Genomic DNA, 20338 nt, shown 5'->3' with positions numbered 1-20338 from the left:
AAAAAGAGCGCAAATAGGCAATGTAAAAAAAGTACGAGTTTTCTTCATTGTATACTATTTACGCCCTTACCCCACTTTATAACTAATTAATATATTTTGTATGAGATTGGTGTAAGATTTAAAATAATGGCATTTACATTCGATCAAGACTCATTAAGACAAAAAATAGAAATATTGTTTATAACTAACTTTTTCTAGATATTTTTCTATTTGAGAAAAGGTACAGAATGAAACACAAGCCAAGAATCAATATATCCTATTTTAAGGTGTAATGGCATATAATTAATTTGTGTTTTTTTTAAGACTAACTGCTAGGTCTTAAAAGAATGCAAATGCCTGTTTGCAAAATGTTTTTTCCATTTAGTAACTGTATTTCTGCTTAGCTTAAAATGATTAGCCAGCTGTGTATTATTTAAGTTGTTCTTTTGTTGATAATCGAGGATTTCTATAATGGTATTTTCGTCATAAGAACGATGCATTTGGTTGAAAATAAGAGTTTCTTTATCCTTAATTCCGAAAATAATATTGTTCAGATTAATGACATCCAGCATAGAAAGATCAGATTTCTGTAATATATTTTTACATTCCTCTTTTTTATGAGGATGGTTTTTGTTAATAAGATCTATATAGATTTTTTTGTAGTTGGGTGTTGCTCTTTGCATTTTTTCTTTTGTTTTAGTGGTGAGATTCTTTTTCATTTTATTTTCCATCTTTTCCATCTTTTTCTTGCTTTCTGTATTTTACAGTCCATCGATGAAGGGTTGTTTTTGGAATGCCGTATTGATTAATTACTTCATTCATGTTTTTTTCTCCAGATTGTATCAGCTCTATTAAAAAATCAATAACTTCTTTTGTATAAATATTTTTTCTAAATTGGGGTAAGCTGCTTGTTTTCTCTTTGTCTGAGCTATAGGCATTGCTAGGCGGAGAAAAAAGAATGAGATGCTGAGAATATATTCTGAAAAAATCATATTCTAAAAGCTTACTCCATTTCAAAAGAACGGAACACTCTAAACTTGCGGATTCATACATTTCCTCAATTTCTTCTTCCGTACAGCTGAAAAAATTACAAAGTCTGGAAATGTCCATTTCTGATTCTATAACTCTCTGTCTAATTAAGTTTCCTACATTGATATTTTTAAAAGACTTCATAACATTTTATTTAGAGTTAATACTTTTTTTTACGGGGGCGTGATCTCTAAACAAAGCTATAGCGTAAGGGCTTAAAATGGTGATGGAAGGCTGTTAATTGGTGTTAATGAAGGAGGTATTATATAGGATGAAATGTTAATTTAGTTTTTGTAACTTCTTTATTTTTATAGGTTTATATTTTGGCACATGTTACTTTTTTTTCAATATTAAATTTTTGCTGTATCACCTATGGTTAAAGCTTTTTTTTTATTATTTCTCTTAAATTAGAGTAATTTGTTTAAGTTTAATGATTATATAAGTCTAACAATTTAAGAATGGGTATTGAAATAAAATTAAATTTTTATTCTCCATAAATGTTATTTTGTGATATTTTATAAATTGATAAATAATACCTAATGGTTAAAATTCTTATTTTGAAAAATTAATTAAATCAAGAGGATTTTAGTCACTTTTTTTTTCTAATTTCGAGTATGTATCGCGTTATAATATTTACTCTGGTATCCTTTTTATTTTTGTCTTCCTGCCATTCTAAGGTTGAAGATGATTACTTTTATATACTTGACAAAGAGTATACTGCGACTCAGAATGATAAAAATAAGATTCATAGTTTATATCTTAAGGAAAATGAGAAATACAAAGAAACTCAGGACTTAAAATATCTTATAAGCAGTAAATACATAGAGCAGTTTTTGTATTTAGAGGATAGATCAAAAAGGATATCGCTTATTTACGAATTATTACGAATTAATAATAAAGAATATAAATATATAACCACTGCTTGTAATTTTTACTTAGCGCTTGAATTTCAAGAAACATCTCCAAAACTATCTTTACAGTTTTTAAATAGAGCTATATATATAGAAGATAGATCTGAAAAAAAACTTTTTTTACCTCATCTATATCATTTAAAAGGTAAATGGTATTATAGTCAGAAAAATTATTCTCAGGCGAAACTCTATTTCAAAAAAGCATTAAATACTTTTAGTAAGGAAGATATTTTGCATATTGCATCTATGTATAATAATTTTGCTTTGTGTGATTCTATGATGGGAAGCTTAGATTTAAGCATTAAACAAACTCAGTATGCAATTCAAATTTTACAAAAAAAGAATAACCTGAATGAACAGGAAACTGCTTTCTTGTATCTAATGAAAGGGAATTTAGGAGCCTATTATTTAAATAAAAAGGAATATCAATTAGCAGAAAAGTTTTTAACAGAGGAGCTTGAGTTTTATAAAAAAACAGATAAATATATTTTGGATATTGCTCGTAATGCAGATGAGTTATTTAAATTGTACCGTATTACAAATCAGCAGGATAAAGAAAAAAAACTAGTTGACCTCCTTGTAACGATTGTTCCTAAAATGACCGATTTGAGCTATAAGATTGAGGTTTGTGAATTTTTACTGGATTATTACATTAAGAATGGTGATTTGCGAGGTATTGAATTGCAATCTGCTGAGCTTTTAAAAATGACTAAAAAGAATCAAGAAGATACAGTTAGAGATTTAGATAGTGTTTCGGATATATTGAATGGCTATATACTCAAAAATATTAACCAAGAATATGACTATAAAATTTCAGAACACAGAAAAAAGAATGTGTTGCTTGTTGTGTTGGTGGTTTTTGTCATCTTGGTTTGTATACGAACCATTTTGCAAATAAGAAAAAAAAATAAACTGGAAAGAGAGCTGTTGGAAATACAAAACAGCATTCTTGAAAACAGTAAAGAAAATCTTGAAAAAGATATACAGCTTCAGAAAGGTAAAATTAAAAATCTTCACCTTAACCTTAATTTGAAGATTGAGACGGAAAAAGCATTTTTGGAAAATCTGAAAAAAATGAAAAAATCTAAAAATGCAAACCCGGAAGATACGCTGAAAGATCTCTTTTTTCAAACAAATAATCTACTTCAGATAGATCAAAAAAATCATGACTTTATTGATGAAAGCTCTGGGGAGACAAAAGAATTTATGAAAAAGCTTGCTGAAAGATTTACTTTTTTAACTGAATCTGAATTGAAATTATGTGTTTATTTCAGGCTAAACTTGTCTTCAAAAGAAGTGTCTTTACTCGAAAATATTAGACCGGGAAGTGTTCGCGTGTATAAAACTAAACTAAAATATAAAATAGGATTGGATAAAGAAACAGACCTTAGTGCTTTCTTGAATTCAATAAAATAATACCACAAACTGTAATAAATACATGCGAAATATGTACCTTCAAGCTAGAATTTAAAGCCATGAATGAAAACGTTTTAGGTATTGTTGCAGGAGTGCTTACTTCCGTTGCTATGATTCCTCAACTGATAAAAGTTTTGAGAGAGAAAAATGTAGATGATCTTTCATGGGTAATGCTTTTGGTGCTTATTACCGGAGTTTCATTATGGATTTGGTATGGTGTCCTTAAAAATGAATGGCCCATTATTCTTTCGAATGCATTTTCTGTCTTGATGAATCTCAGCCTTCTTATATGTTATGTAGTTTACAAAAAATCTTAATCTATTTTTTAGATTTCTAGAATCCATTTTTTTAAATCTGTATCAGCAGAAAGTTGGAGTTTCTTTTTAAGTCGATATTTCTTTGTTTCCACGGCGCGAACGGTGATATTTTCATATTGTGCTATTTCTTTGCTTGAAATATCGAGTCTCAGATAGGCACAAATCTTAATATCATGATCTGTAAGGTTAGGCTGTTGAGAGATTAAACTGTCATAAAATTCTTTATATACTTCTTTAAAGCGGGTTACAAAAAACGGATCATTATCTCTTGCTAATTGTGCCACCTCATCAAAAGAAAGATTGATTTTCTTTTTCAGTTCATCGGTTTCCAAAGATTTTTCTTCAATCATTTCTTCACTTTCCTTATGTTTCTGGATGTATTTTTTTCGAATGAAATAACCGATTCCTAAAAATAGGATGATAATCGTTAAGATAATCAGATAGAATTTATTCTTTTCATCTTCTTTTTCCTGAAGAGATTTTTCAACCGCAATATTGAGGGCTTTCTTTTCATCACCAGCGATTTTATCGCTTAAAAGGGAGTATTTAGTATAGTATTCTACCGATTTTTCTTTATTATCAAGGAAATTGTATGTTCTGGAAATAGCTTTATAAGCTTCTTGTATGTCTGAGCTGCTTTTCATTTTTTCAGAAACAGCGAGCGATTGCAGGTAATAATCCAGTGCTTTTTCATATTCTTTCTTTTCGGTATACAGATTTCCGAATGTGAGTAGGGCCATTGCTTTTTGTCGGATAGGATATTTTCCTGTGGATGCTAATGGAAGGGCTTTGTTAAGATAAAATTCGGCAGAATCAAGATGTATTTTTCTGGATACATACTGATCTGCAATTTTCACAAACAGTAATGGTTCTGAGGAGATCTTTAAACATTTTCTCTGCATCATATGCATAGAATCCAGCTCATTCATATTATCAAAATTATCCCATTTCCATGCATAATTATAATATAAATAATAATCTCTTTGTTTTTGGTTAGAGATTTTCCAGGCGTAGCCAATGGCTTTGTCGAAAATAAGATTAGACTGTTTCAGTAGCTTCAGCAGCGCATAATTTCGTCCATATTCACTGTATAATCTTGATCTTAGAATGGGATCTTTTGTTTTTTTAATTTCCTTTTCGGCCTTATCAAGGTATTCCAAACTTTCTTTATGTCTGTTGAGTGTACAGAGTAAATTGGCAATATTAATATGAGCTCTTACGGTGCCTTCAGCATTTTTTTCATCCTCATATTTTTTAAGGGCGTTTACATTAAACTTCATGGCACCTTCCAGATCACCTGTGTTTTTGTATTGGCGGGTGATGGTGTCAAGTTCTGATAAAGGATGTGTCTGAGAATGATATTGTGAAAACAATACTATGGAGAGAAGATAAAATGTTTTTACTATAAAATTATTTTGGAACATCATCATATTTATGGTAAACAAAAATACATATTTAGGAAAGCTCTTTGTTGAAAAGTCGGTAAAAAGTAAATTAAATTTAATAATTCGATAAAAAATATTCATAAAAATGAGCTCTTTTTTATACATCAATCTTACTACGGTGTCTTTGCTTGTGTTTGATATTTAGACAGTTGTGTTTCTGTAGTAGAGTTGTAGTAGCAGTTGTCTCTGTTATCCGCAATACATTTGCAGTGAAAAATTTATTAAGAACCATCAGAAAGTAAAAACACGTTTTCTGAGTACGATTCTAAAAACACACATCAACACAATTAACAACATTTAAACAGTACGAAATGAATAAGTATGTTATTTTATTAGCCATCATATGTTCAGGTTTTACTTTTGGGCAAGTGGGTATCAATACGCCTGAGCCGAAGGCAACATTGGATATTAATGCTAAAGAGTCAGTAGGAACATTCACAACTCCGGAAGGATTGCTCATCCCAAGAGTAGATAGAGAAAGGGCGCAGTCTATGACCGGGGTAGAAACTTCCACCATGATTTATGTAAATAATATTGGCACCGGAACTTTAGCCGGAACGGCGGTGAATATTGATGCGACAGGCTATTATTACTTCAATGGCAGCCTTTGGATGAAAGTTGATTCAGATACCAATATTTATAATTCGGATGGAGCTCTTACAGGAAATCGTATCGTAGATCAGGGAGATAAAACGTTAGCCTTTACAGGAGCTGCGGTGAATGCGTTTTCTGTGGATGGAACTACTTTTTCTGTCAACGCAGCGAATGACAGAGTGGGAATAGGAACAGTAGCTCCCACGCAGAATTTAGATATCGAGGGAACATTAAGGATTAGCCAGACTCCTGCGGAAAATAAACCACAGGTATTAAGTACAGCCAGACCTCTATATGTAAATACAACAAGCGGATTGGTTACCACCGCGCCACAAGGATTTTCAACAACATCGGGAGGATACAGAGCAGGACAAAATTATACCATTGCTACTTTGCCAAATACCAATACAATCGTAAGAGTGCGCTTTGTTTGCTATGTAGATGATAGCAGTACTGCAGATAACAATGAACCTGAAGCTTATACGTATGGAGATTTTACCATAATAGGTTTTGGAACGGGAAATCGCATACAGTTTATTGATGTAAATATAAAAGACAGTGAAGGAAATCCTAAAACGCTGATTACTAATGGAGCGACAGCTATGAGTTGGGATAATAATTCGCAGGGACAGACTTCATTACATCTAAATCAGACAACGGGAGAGTTTACCATCCAAAATTCCACCAATGCTATGACGTATTTTTTTGACACTCTTGGAGGAACTTAATCGTATTGAAAGGTATTCAGACCTACCATCAATAATTAAAAAATACAGAAATCACAATAATCCAACACAAAGAAAATGAATAATATAGTTAATGCATTTTTGCTTCTTATGGTTAATTCTTTTGCCTTTGCGCAAATTGGAGTTAATATAACTGAACCAAAAGCAACCTTCGATATCAATGCAAAAAATACCACCGGAACTTCAGGGCTAGCAGAAGGTCTGCTCATACCAAGGGTTGATAGGCAGAGAGCACAATCTATGACTCAGATACCCGTATCTACTTTATTATATATAAATGATATAACAACCGGAACACAAATAGGAACGACCATCAACATAGATGAAGTAGGATATTATTCTTTTGATGGCGGCGCTTGGGTAAAAATTAACGCTGATCATACAATGTATACTACCGATGGTGTTCTTACAGATAACCGTATACTGAGCCAAGGGGCTAATAAATTATCATTTACAGCAAATACGAACAATGCGTTTTCAGTAGATGGAGCCACATTTTCTATAGATGCAGAAAATAATAGAGTAGGAATAGGAACTTCAGCGCCTACCCAAACGTTGGATCTGGAAGGAACATTAGGATTCAGTCAGACAGTTGCAGCTAATAGACCAACATCTGTTAGAGTTGCAAACCCAATTTACATACATCCTACCACCGGTTTATTAACAACTGCGCCAAAGGGATCTACTACAGTTTCAGGTGGATTACGACCGGGGCAAAATTACACCATTGCATCTTTACCCATTTCAAATACCATTGCGAGAGTGCGTTTTGTATGTTATGTGGATAACAGCAGCAATTCAAATAATGGAATAGGGGGATCCTATACTTATGGAGATTTTACGGTAATAGGTACAGGAACTTCAAATCCTATTCATTTTATTGATGTCAATATAAAAGGGAGTAGCGGAAATTCGAAACCATTGAATGTGAATACTCCAACCGCTGTGGGCTGGGATAATGTGATGCAGGGCAATTCATCTATCAGATTAAATCAATCAACAGGGGCTCTCACGCTGTCCAATACGCAGCAGGTAATGTCTTATTTTTTTGAAATTATCGGAGGAACATAAAATATGAAAAAAAGACATTTGACTCATAATATCCTATTGTTCGTATTGTCACATTTTTTACTAAACCTGATTTGTTTTAATTGATTTATTCTAAATAATAACTCCACTATTTATGGATGGTTTAATTGTTTTTTATTTACTTCATGACTACTTCTTTGTTGGGTGTAATATTCTGGTAATTAAGATTTAATGAAATTGCGGTAGAATTGCAGTACTCATTTTATCGTGTATTGGTTCTACATTTGCAACATGATTCAATGTAAATATTAATTTAATCTGTTGTTAGATTTTGATTAATATTTTTCCGAATTCTGTGATAATACAAAATACAAATTTAATATAAAAACGAAAGGTCTGTTAAGATTACAATAACAATAAAGATCTTTAAAAAAAGCTCCTAAACATAAAGAATACGGTTGGTGTAAAATTTCAATAGATTCTTAATGCCACAGGAGCAAACACTAAATGCTAAGACAAATGAAAAACAGGATTACTTTACTACTTGCCATTAGCGTGGCTGGTATTGCTCAAGCGCAAGTTGGGTTTAATACATCAACACCCAAAGCTACCCTAGATATTGTTGCCAAAACAGCAACGGGTACCTCTACAAGTCCGGAAGGATTATTAGTTCCAAGAGTAGACAGACAAAAAGCGCAATCTATGACTGGGGTTACAGCTTCTACAATGATCTATGTAAATAGTATTGCTACCGGAGCAGCAGCAGGAACTGCCATTAATATCAATGCAGTAGGATATTATTATTTTGACGGATCAGCCTGGATTAAAATAAATACAGGAAACTCTGCTGATACCAATATCTACAATAAAAACGGAAGCCTTACTGAAAATCGTATTGTAACGCAGGATGCCAATACATTAGCGTTTAATTCTACAGCGGTAAATGGATTCTCGGTTGATGGAACTACGTTGTCTGTAGATGCGGCTAATAATAGATTAGGAATCGGTACTGCAGCGCCAAACTCAACATTACAGGTTTTAGGAGGAGAAATGAGAGTGGGAGGTCCTGCTTCACAAACAGGTTCTATTGCAAATCCTGTGTTAAGAATTCATTCAAATGCCAATACTGACGGTTCAGGAGGAGAGTTGAGGTTTAGTGAAAATGCTTCGGATTTTGGATATTATTTAAGACATAATACAGATCCTGGAGTTAAATATGGCTATGATGGTTTAGCGATAGGAGCTGCTCAGACAGGGAAATATGATTATAGTCCTGCTAGACCGGGAGTGTTCATTTCAGATAGTCAAAATGTAGGGTTGGGAACTGCTACCCCTCAGCAAATGTTTCATGTAGATGGAAGCAGAGATAATAATATCAATACAACACCTACAGATGCTCAGCAGTCAAATGATGTGGTAATCAGAAGTAATGGAAACATGGGAATTGGAACTGTTAATCCAAACAATAAGTTAGATTTAGGAACATCTCAGGGGAAAAAGTTAGCAATATGGAACAATGTGGCAGGAGATGATTTCTACGGATTGGGTGCTGCGCAAAATGTAATGCAGCTTTTTGTAGGAGTTCCAACGGATGGAAATGCATTGATGACATTGAATAAGAACGGAAGAGTGGGAGTGGGAACAGTTAATCCACAAGCTAATTTTCATACAATCGGAACAAGAAGATTTGAAAATGCAACTACGGGATCTGTGGCGGTAGGATCTGTACTGACAGCAACGGATACAAATGGTACAGCAGAATGGAAATCACCTGCAACAACAGTTGCACTTGGAGGAACAGAAACAGGTACTATAGGAGTGGATATACCTTTTCAAACAGACGGAACGATGAAATATACCGGACGCTTTGTTACATTACCTCCCGGAAAATGGATCGTTACCATTACGCAGCTTGCACAGACTTCAGGAAATCTAAATGCTGATGATTGGATGTTTGTAAGAAGTACATTCTCTGAACAGAATTTGGCTGTGGGTGCTGCGGGAGTGCAGTCTCCAAATGTGAATGGCGGACCTAGCTTAATGAGTTTCCGAGTACAAGGACCAGGAAGTGCTGGGTCTCCTCAACAGTTTGATGTATTTCAGGGAAGTATTTTTATCAATAATAATACGAATGCTAATAAAACATATCGATACATTGTTGGAGGTACGGTAAAAGGAGGCGGTAATACTCCTGCAGGTACAGTAATAAAAAGCTTTGGAGGAACATGGTCTGAAAGTTCAGTCTATGCTACGGCAATTAATTAACAAGGAAATAATACATAACACAGATTTTGAAAAAAAATAATTGTTCCCTCAATTAGAATCATTAAAACACAAAAAAAATGAAGTAGGTTCAGATGCAGTTGAAAAAAAACAAGAGTCACTTTACGGAATGTAGAGTGACTCTTTTGTGAAAACTAATCTATTCCTGCTATTCAGGATTAACTAAAGTAGATGTTGCATTCAACGAGGTATTGTAGAAAATGGGGTCGCTTATCGTTTTAATGGTTTTATAATGTTGTTTTTTGATATATTTTCGCTAATTTTAGATTGATAGGTTAATTTGATACCTATCAACATAATCAATACCTAAAAATTTATATAACAAATACTTAAAAAATGGAAAACAAGTTTACTTTACTCTTAGCTTTTTTTACAGGAAGTGTATATTTTGCACAGGTTGGTATTAATACTATTGCTCCTGCAGCTACATTGGATATTACTGCACAAAGTCCTAGTGGAACTTCTGGTACGCCAGAAGGATTACTGATTCCAAGAGTGGATAGGCAGAAAGCACAGTCGATGACAGGAGTTGCTGTTTCTACGATGGTTTTTGTTGCCAACGTTTCTAACGGAACGCAAACAGGAACTGCTTTAAATATCGATGAGAGGGGATATTACTATTTTGATGGAAATGTTTGGATTAAAATTAAAACAGGAAATTCTCCCGACGTCAATATTTATACAGCTAATGGCAGTCTTGCCGATGATCGTGTTGTGACGCAGGAGGCAAATACCTTAGCTTTTAATTCTTCAGTGGTAAATGGATTTTCGGTAGGTGGTAACACATTTTCGGTAGACACCTTAAATGAAAAGGTAGGAATTGGAACTATTGCCCCTAATTCTAGTTTACAGGTTCTAGGCGGCGAAATGAGAGTAGGAGGCCCTGCTTCGCAAACAGGCTCTATTCCTAATCCGATACTGAGAATTCATTCCAATGCTAATGAAGATGGCTCTGGAGGTGAATTAAAATTCAGTGAGAATGATACAAACTATGGATACTATTTAAGACATAATACAGAAGATGGAAATATTTACGGGTTTGATGGTTTGGCAATCGGATCTGTTCAGCCTGGTAAAAATGATTACAATCCTGCAAGACCTGGCGTATTTGTATCTGCTGACCAAAGAGTAGGTTTTGGAACTGCTACTCCTCAACAAATGTTGCATGTAGATGGGAATAGAGATAATAATATAAATAGTGCTCCTACTGCTGCACAAGAGTTGAATGACGTCGTGATTAGGGCTGATGGAAATGTGGGAATTGGGACTATAGATCCACAAGCTCACCTTCATGTGGTTGGTACAAGAAGATTTCAGGATGCTGCGGGGCTTGTAACAGTTGGATCTGTGTTAATGGCTACAGATACTAATGGTACCGCAGAATGGAAAACACCTTCAACTACGGTAATACTTGGAGGTACCGAATCAGGAACAATAGGATTGGATATTCCATTTCAGAAAGATGGAGCCCTAAAATATACAGGGCGTTTTATTACATTACCTCCCGGTAAATGGATCATTACCATTACTCAGCTTGCACAGACTTCCGGAGCTTTAAATAATGATGACTGGATGTTTGTGAGGAGTACATTTTCAGAACAGAACTTAGCTATTGGGGATGCCGGAGCACAGTCTTCTAACGTGAATGGCGGACCTACTTTAATGAGCTTTCGAGTACGGGGACCGGGATCTGCAGGATCTTCTCAGCAGTTTGATGTATTTCAGGGAAGTATTTTTATCAATAATAATACGGGTGCAGATAAGAAGTATAGTTATATTGTTGGAAATACCGAAAAAGGAGGAAACAGTACGCCTGCAGGTACCGTAATAAAAAGCTTTGGGGGAACGTGGTCTGAAAGTTCAGTCTATGCTACAGCCATTAATTAGGAAAATAGATTTTGAGAAAAAATTGTTGATCCCTGATGAGAATGATTAAAACACGAAAGAAAAATGAAGATGAGGTTTAGAATAAAATGAGAGTCACCTTACGAAATGTAAAGTGACTCCTTTATGATGATGTGTTTTATAAAAAAGAATTTATTTCTGCCATACAAATTTGGCTAAGGGAGCCATTTTGGCTTTATTAAGGCTTAATGTATTGCCGTTGACCGTATAATTATCAGCTGCTAATAATGCTTTTGTGAATAATTGTTCAGTTTCAAGATCTTCGCAGGCCATCATGGTAGACATACCTTGGTTGAATTTAATGCGCATCATTTCGGGTTTGATCTCAAAGGTTCCTCCAATCCCATTGCAGCTACCGTTTCCTTCGTATCTCATCTCTTTCATATGTAATGAAAAATGAGGATTGCTTTTCGGATCCTTGAGGGCAATCGGTCTACCGTTAAGTTCTACCAATTTCCAAGTTTTTCCAGTAATATCATTAGATGTGGAAGGTGGTGTATTGGGTTTGCTCATGCATGATGCCAGGAGCATGACAAAAAATAAGCTGGCAAAATGAGTATATAAAGTTTTCATGGTTATTGTTTTTAGGAGTGAAGATTTTTAATAAGATGCCATTTTCGTAGAAGCAGGTTGTTTATTATCCTTTTTGTGATGGAACAATACCATGTCTACATTTTTCTTCAGAAAAGTAATATTTCCTTTGATGTTGGAATATAGATATTCTGTGTTGGATGCTGTATAGTGAGGAAGGTCTTCATTCTTTTTTAATTCATACGTTTTACCATCGAGGTGTATCGTGATGGTGTTGTTAGAATTATTCAGGGCAACTTCCATTTGTTCGCCATAATTATCTGTGAAGACATCTTTAATAATATCATCGGCTTCCACAGGTGCATTACTTGTAATAATTTCAGGGTCTTTTGAAGAGTGCCTACACGCTGTTAAGGTAAAGGCAATACTGCCTAAAATGAGGAGGTGTAATAATTTTTTCATAGTGATAAGTGATTATGTGTTTCATGAATTAAGTGCTAAAGTTGTATAAATTTACGTATATTTTTAATTCTAATGTGTTAATTTTGTATAAATTAAATAATAATTTTTATTTTAAGTGTTTTCAAAGCAGATTAAGTAGAGATATAATTTATCAGAAAAAATGGAGTTATTCTGTATTCTTATTTTTTTATTTCAGAACCATTTTATTGATTATAAAAAACGAGTACGGGCTTTCTGCTTACTGCAGGGCAATAGGTAAATTCTTTAATATCTTGAGGGCTGTTCTTTACTATCTTTTTTTTGCATTTTTTGTTAACTGAATACAATAGATTTTTCTCATTCCGGATTTTAAGTATTCTTTAGAATTAGATCAATAAGTATAAGAAATGCTAAAAAATAGAAAAACTTGTATTGTACGAAAGATGTTCAGATTAAAGTTTTAATTCTTCATGTTGATATATATGATATTCTGGATAGTTTGTGATTAAGATTATTTTATTAATAATAATCAAGGGTAATTGTTAAATAAATATTAAAGATATTTCTCCGTTGTGAATTTTAATTTGATGTGAAAATCCCTGTTTTTATCAAAGAATCCTATTCATCGGTTTTCATGTTATTTAAAGGAGAGTTAAATTTTGTTAATCCGTTATGTTTATATCTAAATCTAAGTGTACCTTTGCCACTTCAAAATGAGAAACTATATAGTATACTTTTTGACAGGCTTATTTCTCCTTTTTATTGTAGGAAGCAAAATTCAGGTCAACACTTTACGAAACGATTATTCGGGTCTGGTTTCTCATCATATGCCCAAAAGAGCCAATCGTTTAAATCAGACGTACGAGAAACTTTCTGTTAAACAACAGATGGATGATGTCGGAAATTATTCTTTAGAATTTGATGAGAATGACTTTCAGTTGTCAGATACGGTGCAGGCATTTGTTGTTTTTGCAAGCGTTTTTGGGTTATTACTTATTTTTGGTTTACAGTTCCGTGAACGTCTTAAACCTGCATTAGATAATATCTTATCTGAAGCTTTATCCGTAAAAAAATACATTCTAATACGTTCTATTAGAATATAATACTCCTTTTTATCGATTTATTTTCTGCTCTTCATTTTGGGTGGGAAATATTCTGCGTTGTGTTTGTTGGTAAGCTACACAATATAACTACTCATTACCACCTCTTATTTTCTATTAAAACATTAACGATTTATATAAACTCTAGTATTATGATGAAAAGAGTTGTCTCGAGCCTCGCGCTTGGCAGTCTTTTGTTGTTCGCAAGCTGTAACAGCAAAAAAGAAGAAAAAGAAGAAGCTACAATTTATCCGGTGACCAACCCTATGAAAATGGATACGGTGATCAATAAAGAATTTGTAGCACAGATTCAATCTGTAAAGAATATTGAACTTCGTGCACAGGAAAAAGGTTTTCTTGAGAAGATCTTTGTAGACGAAGGGCAGTTTGTGCATCAAGGGCAGACGCTGTTCCGAATTATGCCCAAATTGTATCAGGCAGAATTACTAAAGTCACAAGCTGAAGTAGCACAGGCTACTATCGAATTGAAAAACGCAAGTACATTAGCCAATAACAACATTGTTTCTAAAAACGAAAAAGCAATGGCAAAAGCAAAACTCGATGCTGCCAACGCTGAAATGAAATTGGCTCAGATCCACTTGTCATTCACAGACATTAAAGCTCCGTTCTCAGGGATTATCAACAGGATTCCATTGAAATTAGGAAGCTTGATTGATGAAGGAGATTTATTAACCTCACTTTCTGATAACAATGAGATCTATACCTACTTCAATGTGTCAGAACCTGAATATCTGAATTATCAGACGCATGTGAATGATAGAGGAAGCAATCAGGTAACATTAATTATGGCAAATGGTGAAGCTTTTCCTCAAAAAGGAGAAATTCAAACCATTGAAGGGGAATTTGATAATGAAACAGGAAACATCGCTTTCAGAGCAAAATTTCCTAACACTAGTAAACTGTTGAGAAACGGACAAACTGGGAAAATCAGAATGACCTTGCCTCTTCAGAATGCTTTAATTATTCCACAAAAAGCAACTTACGAAATTCAGGATCAGAAATACGTTTTTGTAGTAGATAAAAACGGGGTCGTGAAGTCCAGAAATATTAAAGTAGCCTATGAGCTGCCTGATCTATATGTGATCGCTTCCGGAATTTCAGGATCAGATAAAATTCTACTGGAAGGTGTTCAGAAAGTAAAAGATGATCAAAAAGTTCAGGTAAAATTCCAGGATCCGAAAAAGGTTCTTCAATCATTGAAATTAAAAGCAGAATAGAAGAGTATGTTTAAGAAATTCATTCGCAGACCTGTTCTGTCTATCGTAATCTCATTGATTATCGTATTTATGGGAGTCTTGTCGCTGGTAAAACTTCCGGTGACGCAGTTCCCTTCAATTTCTCCGCCGAAAGTAAATATTACTGCAGAGTATCCTGGAGCCAACAACGAATTGTTGATCAAATCCGTAGTTATTCCTTTGGAAAGAGGGTTAAACGGGGTTCCGGGGATGAAGTATATGACTTCTGATGCGGGAAATGATGGGGAAGCTTCTATTCAGATTGTATTTGATTTGGGTACAGATCCAAACGTTGCAGCCGTTAACGTTCAAAACCGTGTATCATCGGTTGTTAATAAGTTGCCGCCTTTGGTAGTACGTGAAGGGGTGAAAATTACCCGTGAAGAACCCAACATGTTGATGTATATCAACTTGTATAGTGATGATCCTAAAGCTGACCAGAAATTCCTTTTCAACTATGCAGATATTAACGTAATGTCTGAATTGAGAAGGGTAGGTGGAGTAGGATTTGCCGATATCTTGGGAACTCGTGAATATGCAATGCGTGTTTGGTTAAAGCCTGATAGATTAACGTCTTACAATATTTCATCTGATGAGGTAATGGAAGCGCTGAATCAACAGAGTTTGGAAGCATCTCCCGGTAAAACAGGAGAAAGTTCCGGTAAACGTTCTCAATCATTTGAATATATTTTAAAATATCCGGGTCGTTTTAATAATGAAAAAGACTACGGAAATATTATCCTTAAAGCAAAACCGGGAGGAGAATTCGTAAGATTGAAAGATGTTGCGGATATAGAATTCGGTTCTTCCATGTATGATATCTATTCTACATTAAACGGAAAACCTTCTGCAGCGATCACAGTTAAGCAATCATACGGTTCCAACGCAAGTGACGTTATCAAAAATGTAAAAGCTTTGATGGCAGATCTTCAGAAAAATAACTTCCCGAAAGGAATGCATTACGATATCAGTTATGACGTTTCCAGATTCTTGGATGCATCCATCGAAAAAGTAATTCATACGTTATTTGAAGCCTTTATTTTGGTGGCAATCGTGGTATTCCTTTTCTTGGGAGACTGGCGTTCTACCTTAATTCCGGCGATTGCGGTTCCCGTTTCATTAATCGGTACGTTTGCGGTAATGTCCGCCTTTGGAATTACCCTGAATATGATTTCGCTTTTTGCCCTCGTAATGGCCATTGGGGTTGTCGTCGATGATGCAATCGTGGTTATTGAAGCCGTCCACGCCAAGATGGAAGAGAAAGGTCTCTCGCCATTAAAAGCTACGGAAGAAGCGATGCATGAGATCAGTGGAGCAATTATTGCGATCACTTTGGTAATGGCATCTGTATTTATTCCGATTGCCTTTATGTCTGGTCCGGTTGGGGTATTCTACCGTCAGTTCTCTATTACAATGGCTTCTGCAATTATCCTTTCTGGAGTGGTAGCATTAACGTTGACGCCTGCTTTATGTGCTTTAATCTTAAAAAATCACCACGGAAAACCTAAAAAGAAAACACCTATCAGTGTTTTCTTAGATAAATTCAACAATTTATTTACAAAAGGTGCAGGGAAATATGAGAAGTTACTGAATAAAACGGTGACTAAAAAAGCATTTACATTGCCATTATTATTGGCTTTTTGTGTGGGAACTTTCTTCCTGAGCAACTCGCTTCCTTCAGGATTTATTCCAAGTGAAGATCAGGGGATGATCTATGCGATTATTCAGACACCTCCGGGTTCTACCTTAGAAAGAACAAACCAGATTGCCAAAGAATTATTGAAAGAATCTGAAGATATTGACGGCGTACAGTCTGTTTCTTCATTGGCAGGGTACGAGATCTTGACGGAAGGTACAGGTTCCAACTCAGGGACTTGTTTGATTAACCTTAAAAGCTGGGAAGACCGTAAAGAATCTGCGGCAGAGATTATAGAAAAGCTTGAAGAAAAGGCTAAAAATATTCCGGGAGCCAATATTGAATTCTTCCAGCCACCATCCATTCCGGGGTATGGAGCCGCAGGTGGTTTTGAGCTTCGTCTTTTAGATAAAGCAGGAAGTGGAGATTATCAGAAAATGGAGAAAGTAAGTAATGACTTTGTAAAGGAACTGAAAAAACGTCCTGAGCTGGGTTCTGCCTTCACCTTCTATTCTGCGAGTTTCCCTCAGTATATGTTGAAGATCGATAATGATCTGGCAGAGCAAAAAGGCGTTACTATTGAAAATGCGATGGATAACCTTTCTAATTTAATAGGTTCCAACTATGAAACCAGTTTCATCCGTTTCGACAGACCTTATAAAGTGATTGTTCAGGCAGGTCCGCAATATAGAGCGTTGCCAAGTGACTTATTAAAGTTATATGTTAAAAATAATAAAGATCAGATGGTTCCGTATTCAGATTTTATGCATTTAGAAAAAGTGTATGGTTTATCTGAGATTACGAGACATAATATGTATAACTCTTCTGAGGTGAGTGGTACTCCTGCACCGGGCTACAGTTCCGGACAGGCGATTGCGGCCATTCAGGAGGTTGCTGATAAAACACTTCCGAGAGGCTTTGGGATCGACTGGGCAGGGATCTCAAAAGATGAGGTAAGCCGTGGAAATGAAGCAGTGTATATCTTCTTAGTATGTTTAGGGTTTGTTTATTTAATTCTTGCCGCTCAGTATGAAAGTTTCATCCTTCCGTTACCGGTAATTCTATCGTTGCCAACGGGTATTTTCGGAGCTTTCTTATGTTTGAAATTATTAGGATTAGAAAACAACATTTATGCGCAGGTGGCGATGGTCATGTTGATTGGTCTTTTAGGTAAAAATGCCGTATTGATCGTTGAATTTGCCGTACAGAAGAAGGCAGAAGAAGGAATTCCAATCGTGCAGGCAGCTATTGAAGGGGCTACAATCCGTTTTCGTCCGATCTTGATGACTTCATTTGCATTTATTGCAGGTTTGATTCCATTGGTAATGGCAACGGGGCCGGGTGCAACAGGAAACCGAACAATTGGTACAGCAGCAGCAGGAGGAATGTTAATCGGAACTATTTTCGGATTGATGATTATTCCTGGATTGTATTACATCTTCGGAACAATTGCAGATAAGTCTAAACTGGCAAAATATGAAGAAGAAAATCCTCTAACAGAACAAACAGAACCTTATGAACACGATGGAAAATTTGAAGACTAAAAGTATGATCACAGCCATCGCTTTATCGCTTGTTGTAGCAAGTTGTAAAGCGCCGATGGCGACCGTTATAAAAGATGAGGTTAAAACAAATATACCTCAAAACTTCCAGCAGGAAGAGCAGCAAGATGCCAATAACAACAGTGGAACGACCCCTTGGAGACAATTTTTTACGGATCCTAATTTGGTGAGTTTAATTGAAACAGCTTTAAAAAACAATCAGGAGCTGATGATCACTTTGCAGGAAATTGAAATTGCAAAAAGTGGGGTATTGGCGAAAAAAGGAAGATTAACACCAACGGTTTCTGCAGGAATAGGAGCCGGAGTGAAAAAAGCGGGGCGTTATACCAGTGAAGGAGCCGGTGATGCCACCACAGAGATTGAACCTGGAAGAGAAATGCCCGATCCGCTTGGGAATTTTGAAGGAGGCCTAACAGCCAACTGGGAAATTGATATCTGGAAAAAACTGAGAACGGAAAAAGAATCTGCAGTAGCACATTATCTTTCTACGGTTGAAGGAAAAAACTTTGTTCTTTCTAATCTTATTGAGGAAGTTGCCGATAATTATTACGACTTATTGGCGTTGGATAATCAGTTGGATATTATTCAGCAATATATTAAGCTTCAGCAAAAAGCGCTGGAGATTTCTAAAATTCAGAAAGAGGCGGCAGCTGCTACAGAATTAGCGGTGAAAAAGTTTGAAGCTGAATTGGCAAAATCAAAAGCGTCGGAATACACGATTCGTCAGAGTATTACTGAAAAAGAAAATCAGATCAATGCGCTTTTGGGAAGGTATCCTCAAACGATCGTAAGAACGAAGGAAAGCTTTATGTCTACCATTCCGCAGACTGTTTATACAGGAATTCCGTCACAATTATTGGCGAACCGTCCGGATATTAAACAAGCTGAGTTAGAATTAAAATCATCAAAACTGGATGTAGAAGCGGCTCGAAAAGAGTTTTATCCTTCATTGGAAATTTCTGCAACCTTAGGATTAGAAGCTTTTAAGCCTTCTTATTTAGTGAAGTTACCGGAATCATTGGCTTCAAGTTTAGTCGGAGAATTGGCCGGACCACTTATTAATAAAAGTGCCATTAAAGCAAATTTCCAAACGGCTGATGCCAGACAGATTCAAGCATTGTATGAATATGATAAAACAATTCTGAATGCGTATCTGGATGTGGCAAATTTGATGTCGAAAGTAAAAAACATAGATCAGTACTATCAGCTAAAGTCTCAGGAAACAAAGGCTTTGGATGAGTCTATCGATATTGCGAATCAATTATTCCGAAATTCAAGAGCAGATTATCTGGAAGTTCTTTTGAACCAAAGAGATGCTTTAGATGCCAAAATGGAATTGGTTGAAGCAAAACAAAAACAGCTGAGTACAGTTGTGGATATTTATAAGAGCTTAGGCGGAGGCTGGAAGTAATTATAAATCATTAATGTTTTAATAAGAAAAGAGGCTGCCTGCAATAGACAGTCTCTTTTCGATTATTATAGACGTTGATTTGGTAAAAGTGAGGTAAAAAGGGCCCAGCTAAACTGAACCCTTGCAATTCATTTGCAAAATAAAGCAACTAAATTATATGTTTTCATGGTTACTAGTTTTTATCATCTTAAAATTTAAAAAGGATATTTGGCTTGCATTGTCTAAGATTAAGATGATAATTCGGTTGTTAGTTTTTGGTTCTCCAGTGGGTTCCGTTTTTTACAGGAGGGTCTACTTCTACAAGATCAGGTTTTATTTTGATGTTGTTTGAGGCAGTCTCTGCTTCGGTTTTACCGGATACTTCTTTATTTATATTTATAATCGTGTTTTTCTCTGCTGTAAATTCATTGTCGTTGTCTTGCCTGCAAGATCCTAAAGTCATAGATAAAATGGGTATCGCTATTAATGAAAATATTTTTATTGAGATAATCTTTTTCATAAAATTTCAATTTTAAAAGGTTATCCCGGCCAGGTTTTCGATTTGAATTCTGGGTTCGAAATTATCCTCATAAATCGATATAAAAAAGCACTTGTTGTCACTATTCGGAAATTAAGACGTCCTTATTTACGAATTAGGACATATTTATTGTATTGATAATCAATTGTTTAATTATTTATTTTAAAGCTTGATGAATATTGATATTAATTCATCAGCGAATGATAAAATTTCATGGATTTTCTGTATTT

The 20338-nt window shown here is 35.1% G+C and carries 16 protein-coding genes; 10 read left to right on the top strand and 6 right to left on the bottom strand.

Annotated elements, in window-relative coordinates; translation table 11 throughout:
• Window positions 1–311 precede the first annotated feature (311 nt).
• Window positions 312–698, bottom strand: coding sequence for a helix-turn-helix domain-containing protein (locus AMQ68_RS09905; RefSeq protein ID WP_241775095.1), 387 nt, complete (start codon window positions 696–698; stop codon window positions 312–314).
• 1 nt (window position 699) lies between these two features.
• A complete protein-coding gene (locus tag AMQ68_RS09900; RefSeq protein ID WP_054510470.1) occupies window positions 700–1152 on the bottom strand; it encodes a hypothetical protein in 453 nt (150 codons plus the stop codon).
• 470 nt (window positions 1153–1622) lie between these two features.
• Here AMQ68_RS09900 and AMQ68_RS09895 point away from each other — a divergent pair, with 470 nt between their 5' ends.
• Together AMQ68_RS09895 and AMQ68_RS09890 are read left to right on the top strand one after the other, a co-directional pair.
• Window positions 1623–3335, top strand: a complete 1713-nt coding sequence (locus tag AMQ68_RS09895; RefSeq protein ID WP_123905658.1) for a tetratricopeptide repeat protein — start codon at window positions 1623–1625, stop codon at window positions 3333–3335.
• Window positions 3336–3394: 59 nt separating this feature from the next.
• The gene (locus AMQ68_RS09890) at window positions 3395–3652 is read left to right on the top strand and encodes a SemiSWEET transporter (RefSeq protein WP_054510468.1); all 258 of its coding nucleotides are present in this window, start codon (window positions 3395–3397) and stop codon (window positions 3650–3652) included.
• An 8-nt stretch (window positions 3653–3660) separates the two neighbouring features.
• On the opposite strand, the gene AMQ68_RS09885 is transcribed toward AMQ68_RS09890, so the two are convergent.
• Entirely contained in the window at window positions 3661–5082 is a 1422-nt protein-coding gene (locus tag AMQ68_RS09885; RefSeq protein WP_160317985.1) for a tetratricopeptide repeat protein, read from the bottom strand.
• A gap of 326 nt (window positions 5083–5408) precedes the next feature.
• On the opposite strand from AMQ68_RS09885, the gene AMQ68_RS09880 reads away from it, so the two are divergent.
• The 4 genes from AMQ68_RS09880 (at window position 5409) to AMQ68_RS09865 (ending at window position 11636) form a co-directional block, all read left to right on the top strand.
• Window positions 5409–6419 (top strand): hypothetical protein, encoded by a 1011-nt coding sequence (locus AMQ68_RS09880; protein ID WP_054510466.1) that lies wholly within the window; start codon window positions 5409–5411, stop codon window positions 6417–6419.
• Between the two features lie 75 nt (window positions 6420–6494).
• Window positions 6495–7508 carry a hypothetical protein gene (locus tag AMQ68_RS09875; RefSeq protein WP_123905656.1) on the top strand — a complete coding sequence of 338 codons (1014 nt, stop codon included), beginning with the start codon at window positions 6495–6497 and terminating at the stop codon, window positions 7506–7508.
• A gap of 477 nt (window positions 7509–7985) precedes the next feature.
• Complete coding sequence (locus tag AMQ68_RS09870) at window positions 7986–9731, top strand: hypothetical protein (protein WP_123905655.1); 1746 nt, start codon at window positions 7986–7988, stop codon at window positions 9729–9731.
• Between the two features lie 354 nt (window positions 9732–10085).
• Window positions 10086–11636 (top strand): hypothetical protein, encoded by a 1551-nt coding sequence (locus AMQ68_RS09865; RefSeq protein ID WP_054510463.1) that lies wholly within the window; start codon window positions 10086–10088, stop codon window positions 11634–11636.
• A gap of 150 nt (window positions 11637–11786) precedes the next feature.
• Here the strand turns inward: AMQ68_RS09865 and AMQ68_RS09860 are convergent, their stop codons facing one another.
• Window positions 11787–12227, bottom strand: a complete 441-nt coding sequence (locus AMQ68_RS09860; RefSeq protein WP_054510462.1) for an META domain-containing protein — start codon at window positions 12225–12227, stop codon at window positions 11787–11789.
• 27 nt (window positions 12228–12254) lie between these two features.
• Entirely contained in the window at window positions 12255–12647 is a 393-nt protein-coding gene (locus AMQ68_RS09855) for a hypothetical protein (protein WP_054510461.1), read from the bottom strand.
• A 692-nt stretch (window positions 12648–13339) separates the two neighbouring features.
• Here AMQ68_RS09855 and AMQ68_RS09850 point away from each other — a divergent pair.
• From AMQ68_RS09850 to AMQ68_RS09835, 4 genes are all read left to right on the top strand, one after another.
• The gene (locus AMQ68_RS09850) at window positions 13340–13729 is read left to right on the top strand and encodes a hypothetical protein (protein WP_054510460.1); all 390 of its coding nucleotides are present in this window, start codon (window positions 13340–13342) and stop codon (window positions 13727–13729) included.
• A 152-nt stretch (window positions 13730–13881) separates the two neighbouring features.
• Window positions 13882–14964 carry an efflux RND transporter periplasmic adaptor subunit gene (locus AMQ68_RS09845; protein WP_054510459.1) on the top strand — a complete coding sequence of 361 codons (1083 nt, stop codon included), beginning with the start codon at window positions 13882–13884 and terminating at the stop codon, window positions 14962–14964.
• Between the two features lie 6 nt (window positions 14965–14970).
• Entirely contained in the window at window positions 14971–18162 is a 3192-nt protein-coding gene (locus tag AMQ68_RS09840; protein ID WP_054510458.1) for an efflux RND transporter permease subunit, read from the top strand.
• A complete protein-coding gene (locus AMQ68_RS09835) occupies window positions 18134–19591 on the top strand; it encodes a TolC family protein (RefSeq protein ID WP_054510457.1) in 1458 nt (485 codons plus the stop codon). The genes AMQ68_RS09840 and AMQ68_RS09835 overlap by 29 nt, the downstream gene beginning before the upstream one ends.
• 247 nt (window positions 19592–19838) lie before the next feature.
• Here AMQ68_RS09835 and AMQ68_RS09830 read toward each other — a convergent pair whose 3' ends face one another.
• The gene (locus AMQ68_RS09830) at window positions 19839–20090 is read right to left on the bottom strand and encodes a hypothetical protein (RefSeq protein ID WP_123905654.1); all 252 of its coding nucleotides are present in this window, start codon (window positions 20088–20090) and stop codon (window positions 19839–19841) included.
• Between the last annotated feature and the right edge of the window lie 248 nt (window positions 20091–20338).

The organism is Chryseobacterium sp. ERMR1:04 (assembly GCF_001297705.1).
GTDB lineage: Bacteria > Bacteroidota > Bacteroidia > Flavobacteriales > Weeksellaceae > Chryseobacterium.
The sequence above is the reverse complement of the archived record's forward strand: the minus strand, read 5'-3'. Positions and strand labels throughout refer to the sequence as shown.

Excerpts from the sequence above, each read along its gene's own strand:
- AMQ68_RS09900 (WP_054510470.1), bottom strand. The coding sequence starts at position 1,152 with ATGAAGTCTTTTAAAAATATCAATGTAGGAAACTTAATTAGACAGAGA.
- AMQ68_RS09860 (WP_054510462.1), bottom strand. The coding sequence starts at position 12,227 with ATGAAAACTTTATATACTCATTTTGCCAGCTTATTTTTTGTCATGCTC.
- AMQ68_RS09875 (WP_123905656.1), top strand. The coding sequence starts at position 6,495 with ATGAATAATATAGTTAATGCATTTTTGCTTCTTATGGTTAATTCTTTT.
- AMQ68_RS09840 (WP_054510458.1), top strand. The coding sequence starts at position 14,971 with ATGTTTAAGAAATTCATTCGCAGACCTGTTCTGTCTATCGTAATCTCA.
- AMQ68_RS09835 (WP_054510457.1), top strand. The coding sequence starts at position 18,134 with ATGAACACGATGGAAAATTTGAAGACTAAAAGTATGATCACAGCCATC.
- AMQ68_RS09830 (WP_123905654.1), bottom strand. The coding sequence starts at position 20,090 with ATGAAAAAGATTATCTCAATAAAAATATTTTCATTAATAGCGATACCC.
- AMQ68_RS09895 (WP_123905658.1), top strand. The coding sequence starts at position 1,623 with ATGTATCGCGTTATAATATTTACTCTGGTATCCTTTTTATTTTTGTCT.
- AMQ68_RS09845 (WP_054510459.1), top strand. The coding sequence starts at position 13,882 with ATGAAAAGAGTTGTCTCGAGCCTCGCGCTTGGCAGTCTTTTGTTGTTC.
- AMQ68_RS09885 (WP_160317985.1), bottom strand. The coding sequence starts at position 5,082 with ATGATGATGTTCCAAAATAATTTTATAGTAAAAACATTTTATCTTCTC.
- AMQ68_RS09880 (WP_054510466.1), top strand. The coding sequence starts at position 5,409 with ATGAATAAGTATGTTATTTTATTAGCCATCATATGTTCAGGTTTTACT.
- AMQ68_RS09855 (WP_054510461.1), bottom strand. The coding sequence starts at position 12,647 with ATGAAAAAATTATTACACCTCCTCATTTTAGGCAGTATTGCCTTTACC.
- AMQ68_RS09850 (WP_054510460.1), top strand. The coding sequence starts at position 13,340 with ATGAGAAACTATATAGTATACTTTTTGACAGGCTTATTTCTCCTTTTT.
- AMQ68_RS09870 (WP_123905655.1), top strand. The coding sequence starts at position 7,986 with ATGAAAAACAGGATTACTTTACTACTTGCCATTAGCGTGGCTGGTATT.
- AMQ68_RS09890 (WP_054510468.1), top strand. The coding sequence starts at position 3,395 with ATGAATGAAAACGTTTTAGGTATTGTTGCAGGAGTGCTTACTTCCGTT.
- AMQ68_RS09865 (WP_054510463.1), top strand. The coding sequence starts at position 10,086 with ATGGAAAACAAGTTTACTTTACTCTTAGCTTTTTTTACAGGAAGTGTA.
- AMQ68_RS09905 (WP_241775095.1), bottom strand. The coding sequence starts at position 698 with ATGAAAAAGAATCTCACCACTAAAACAAAAGAAAAAATGCAAAGAGCA.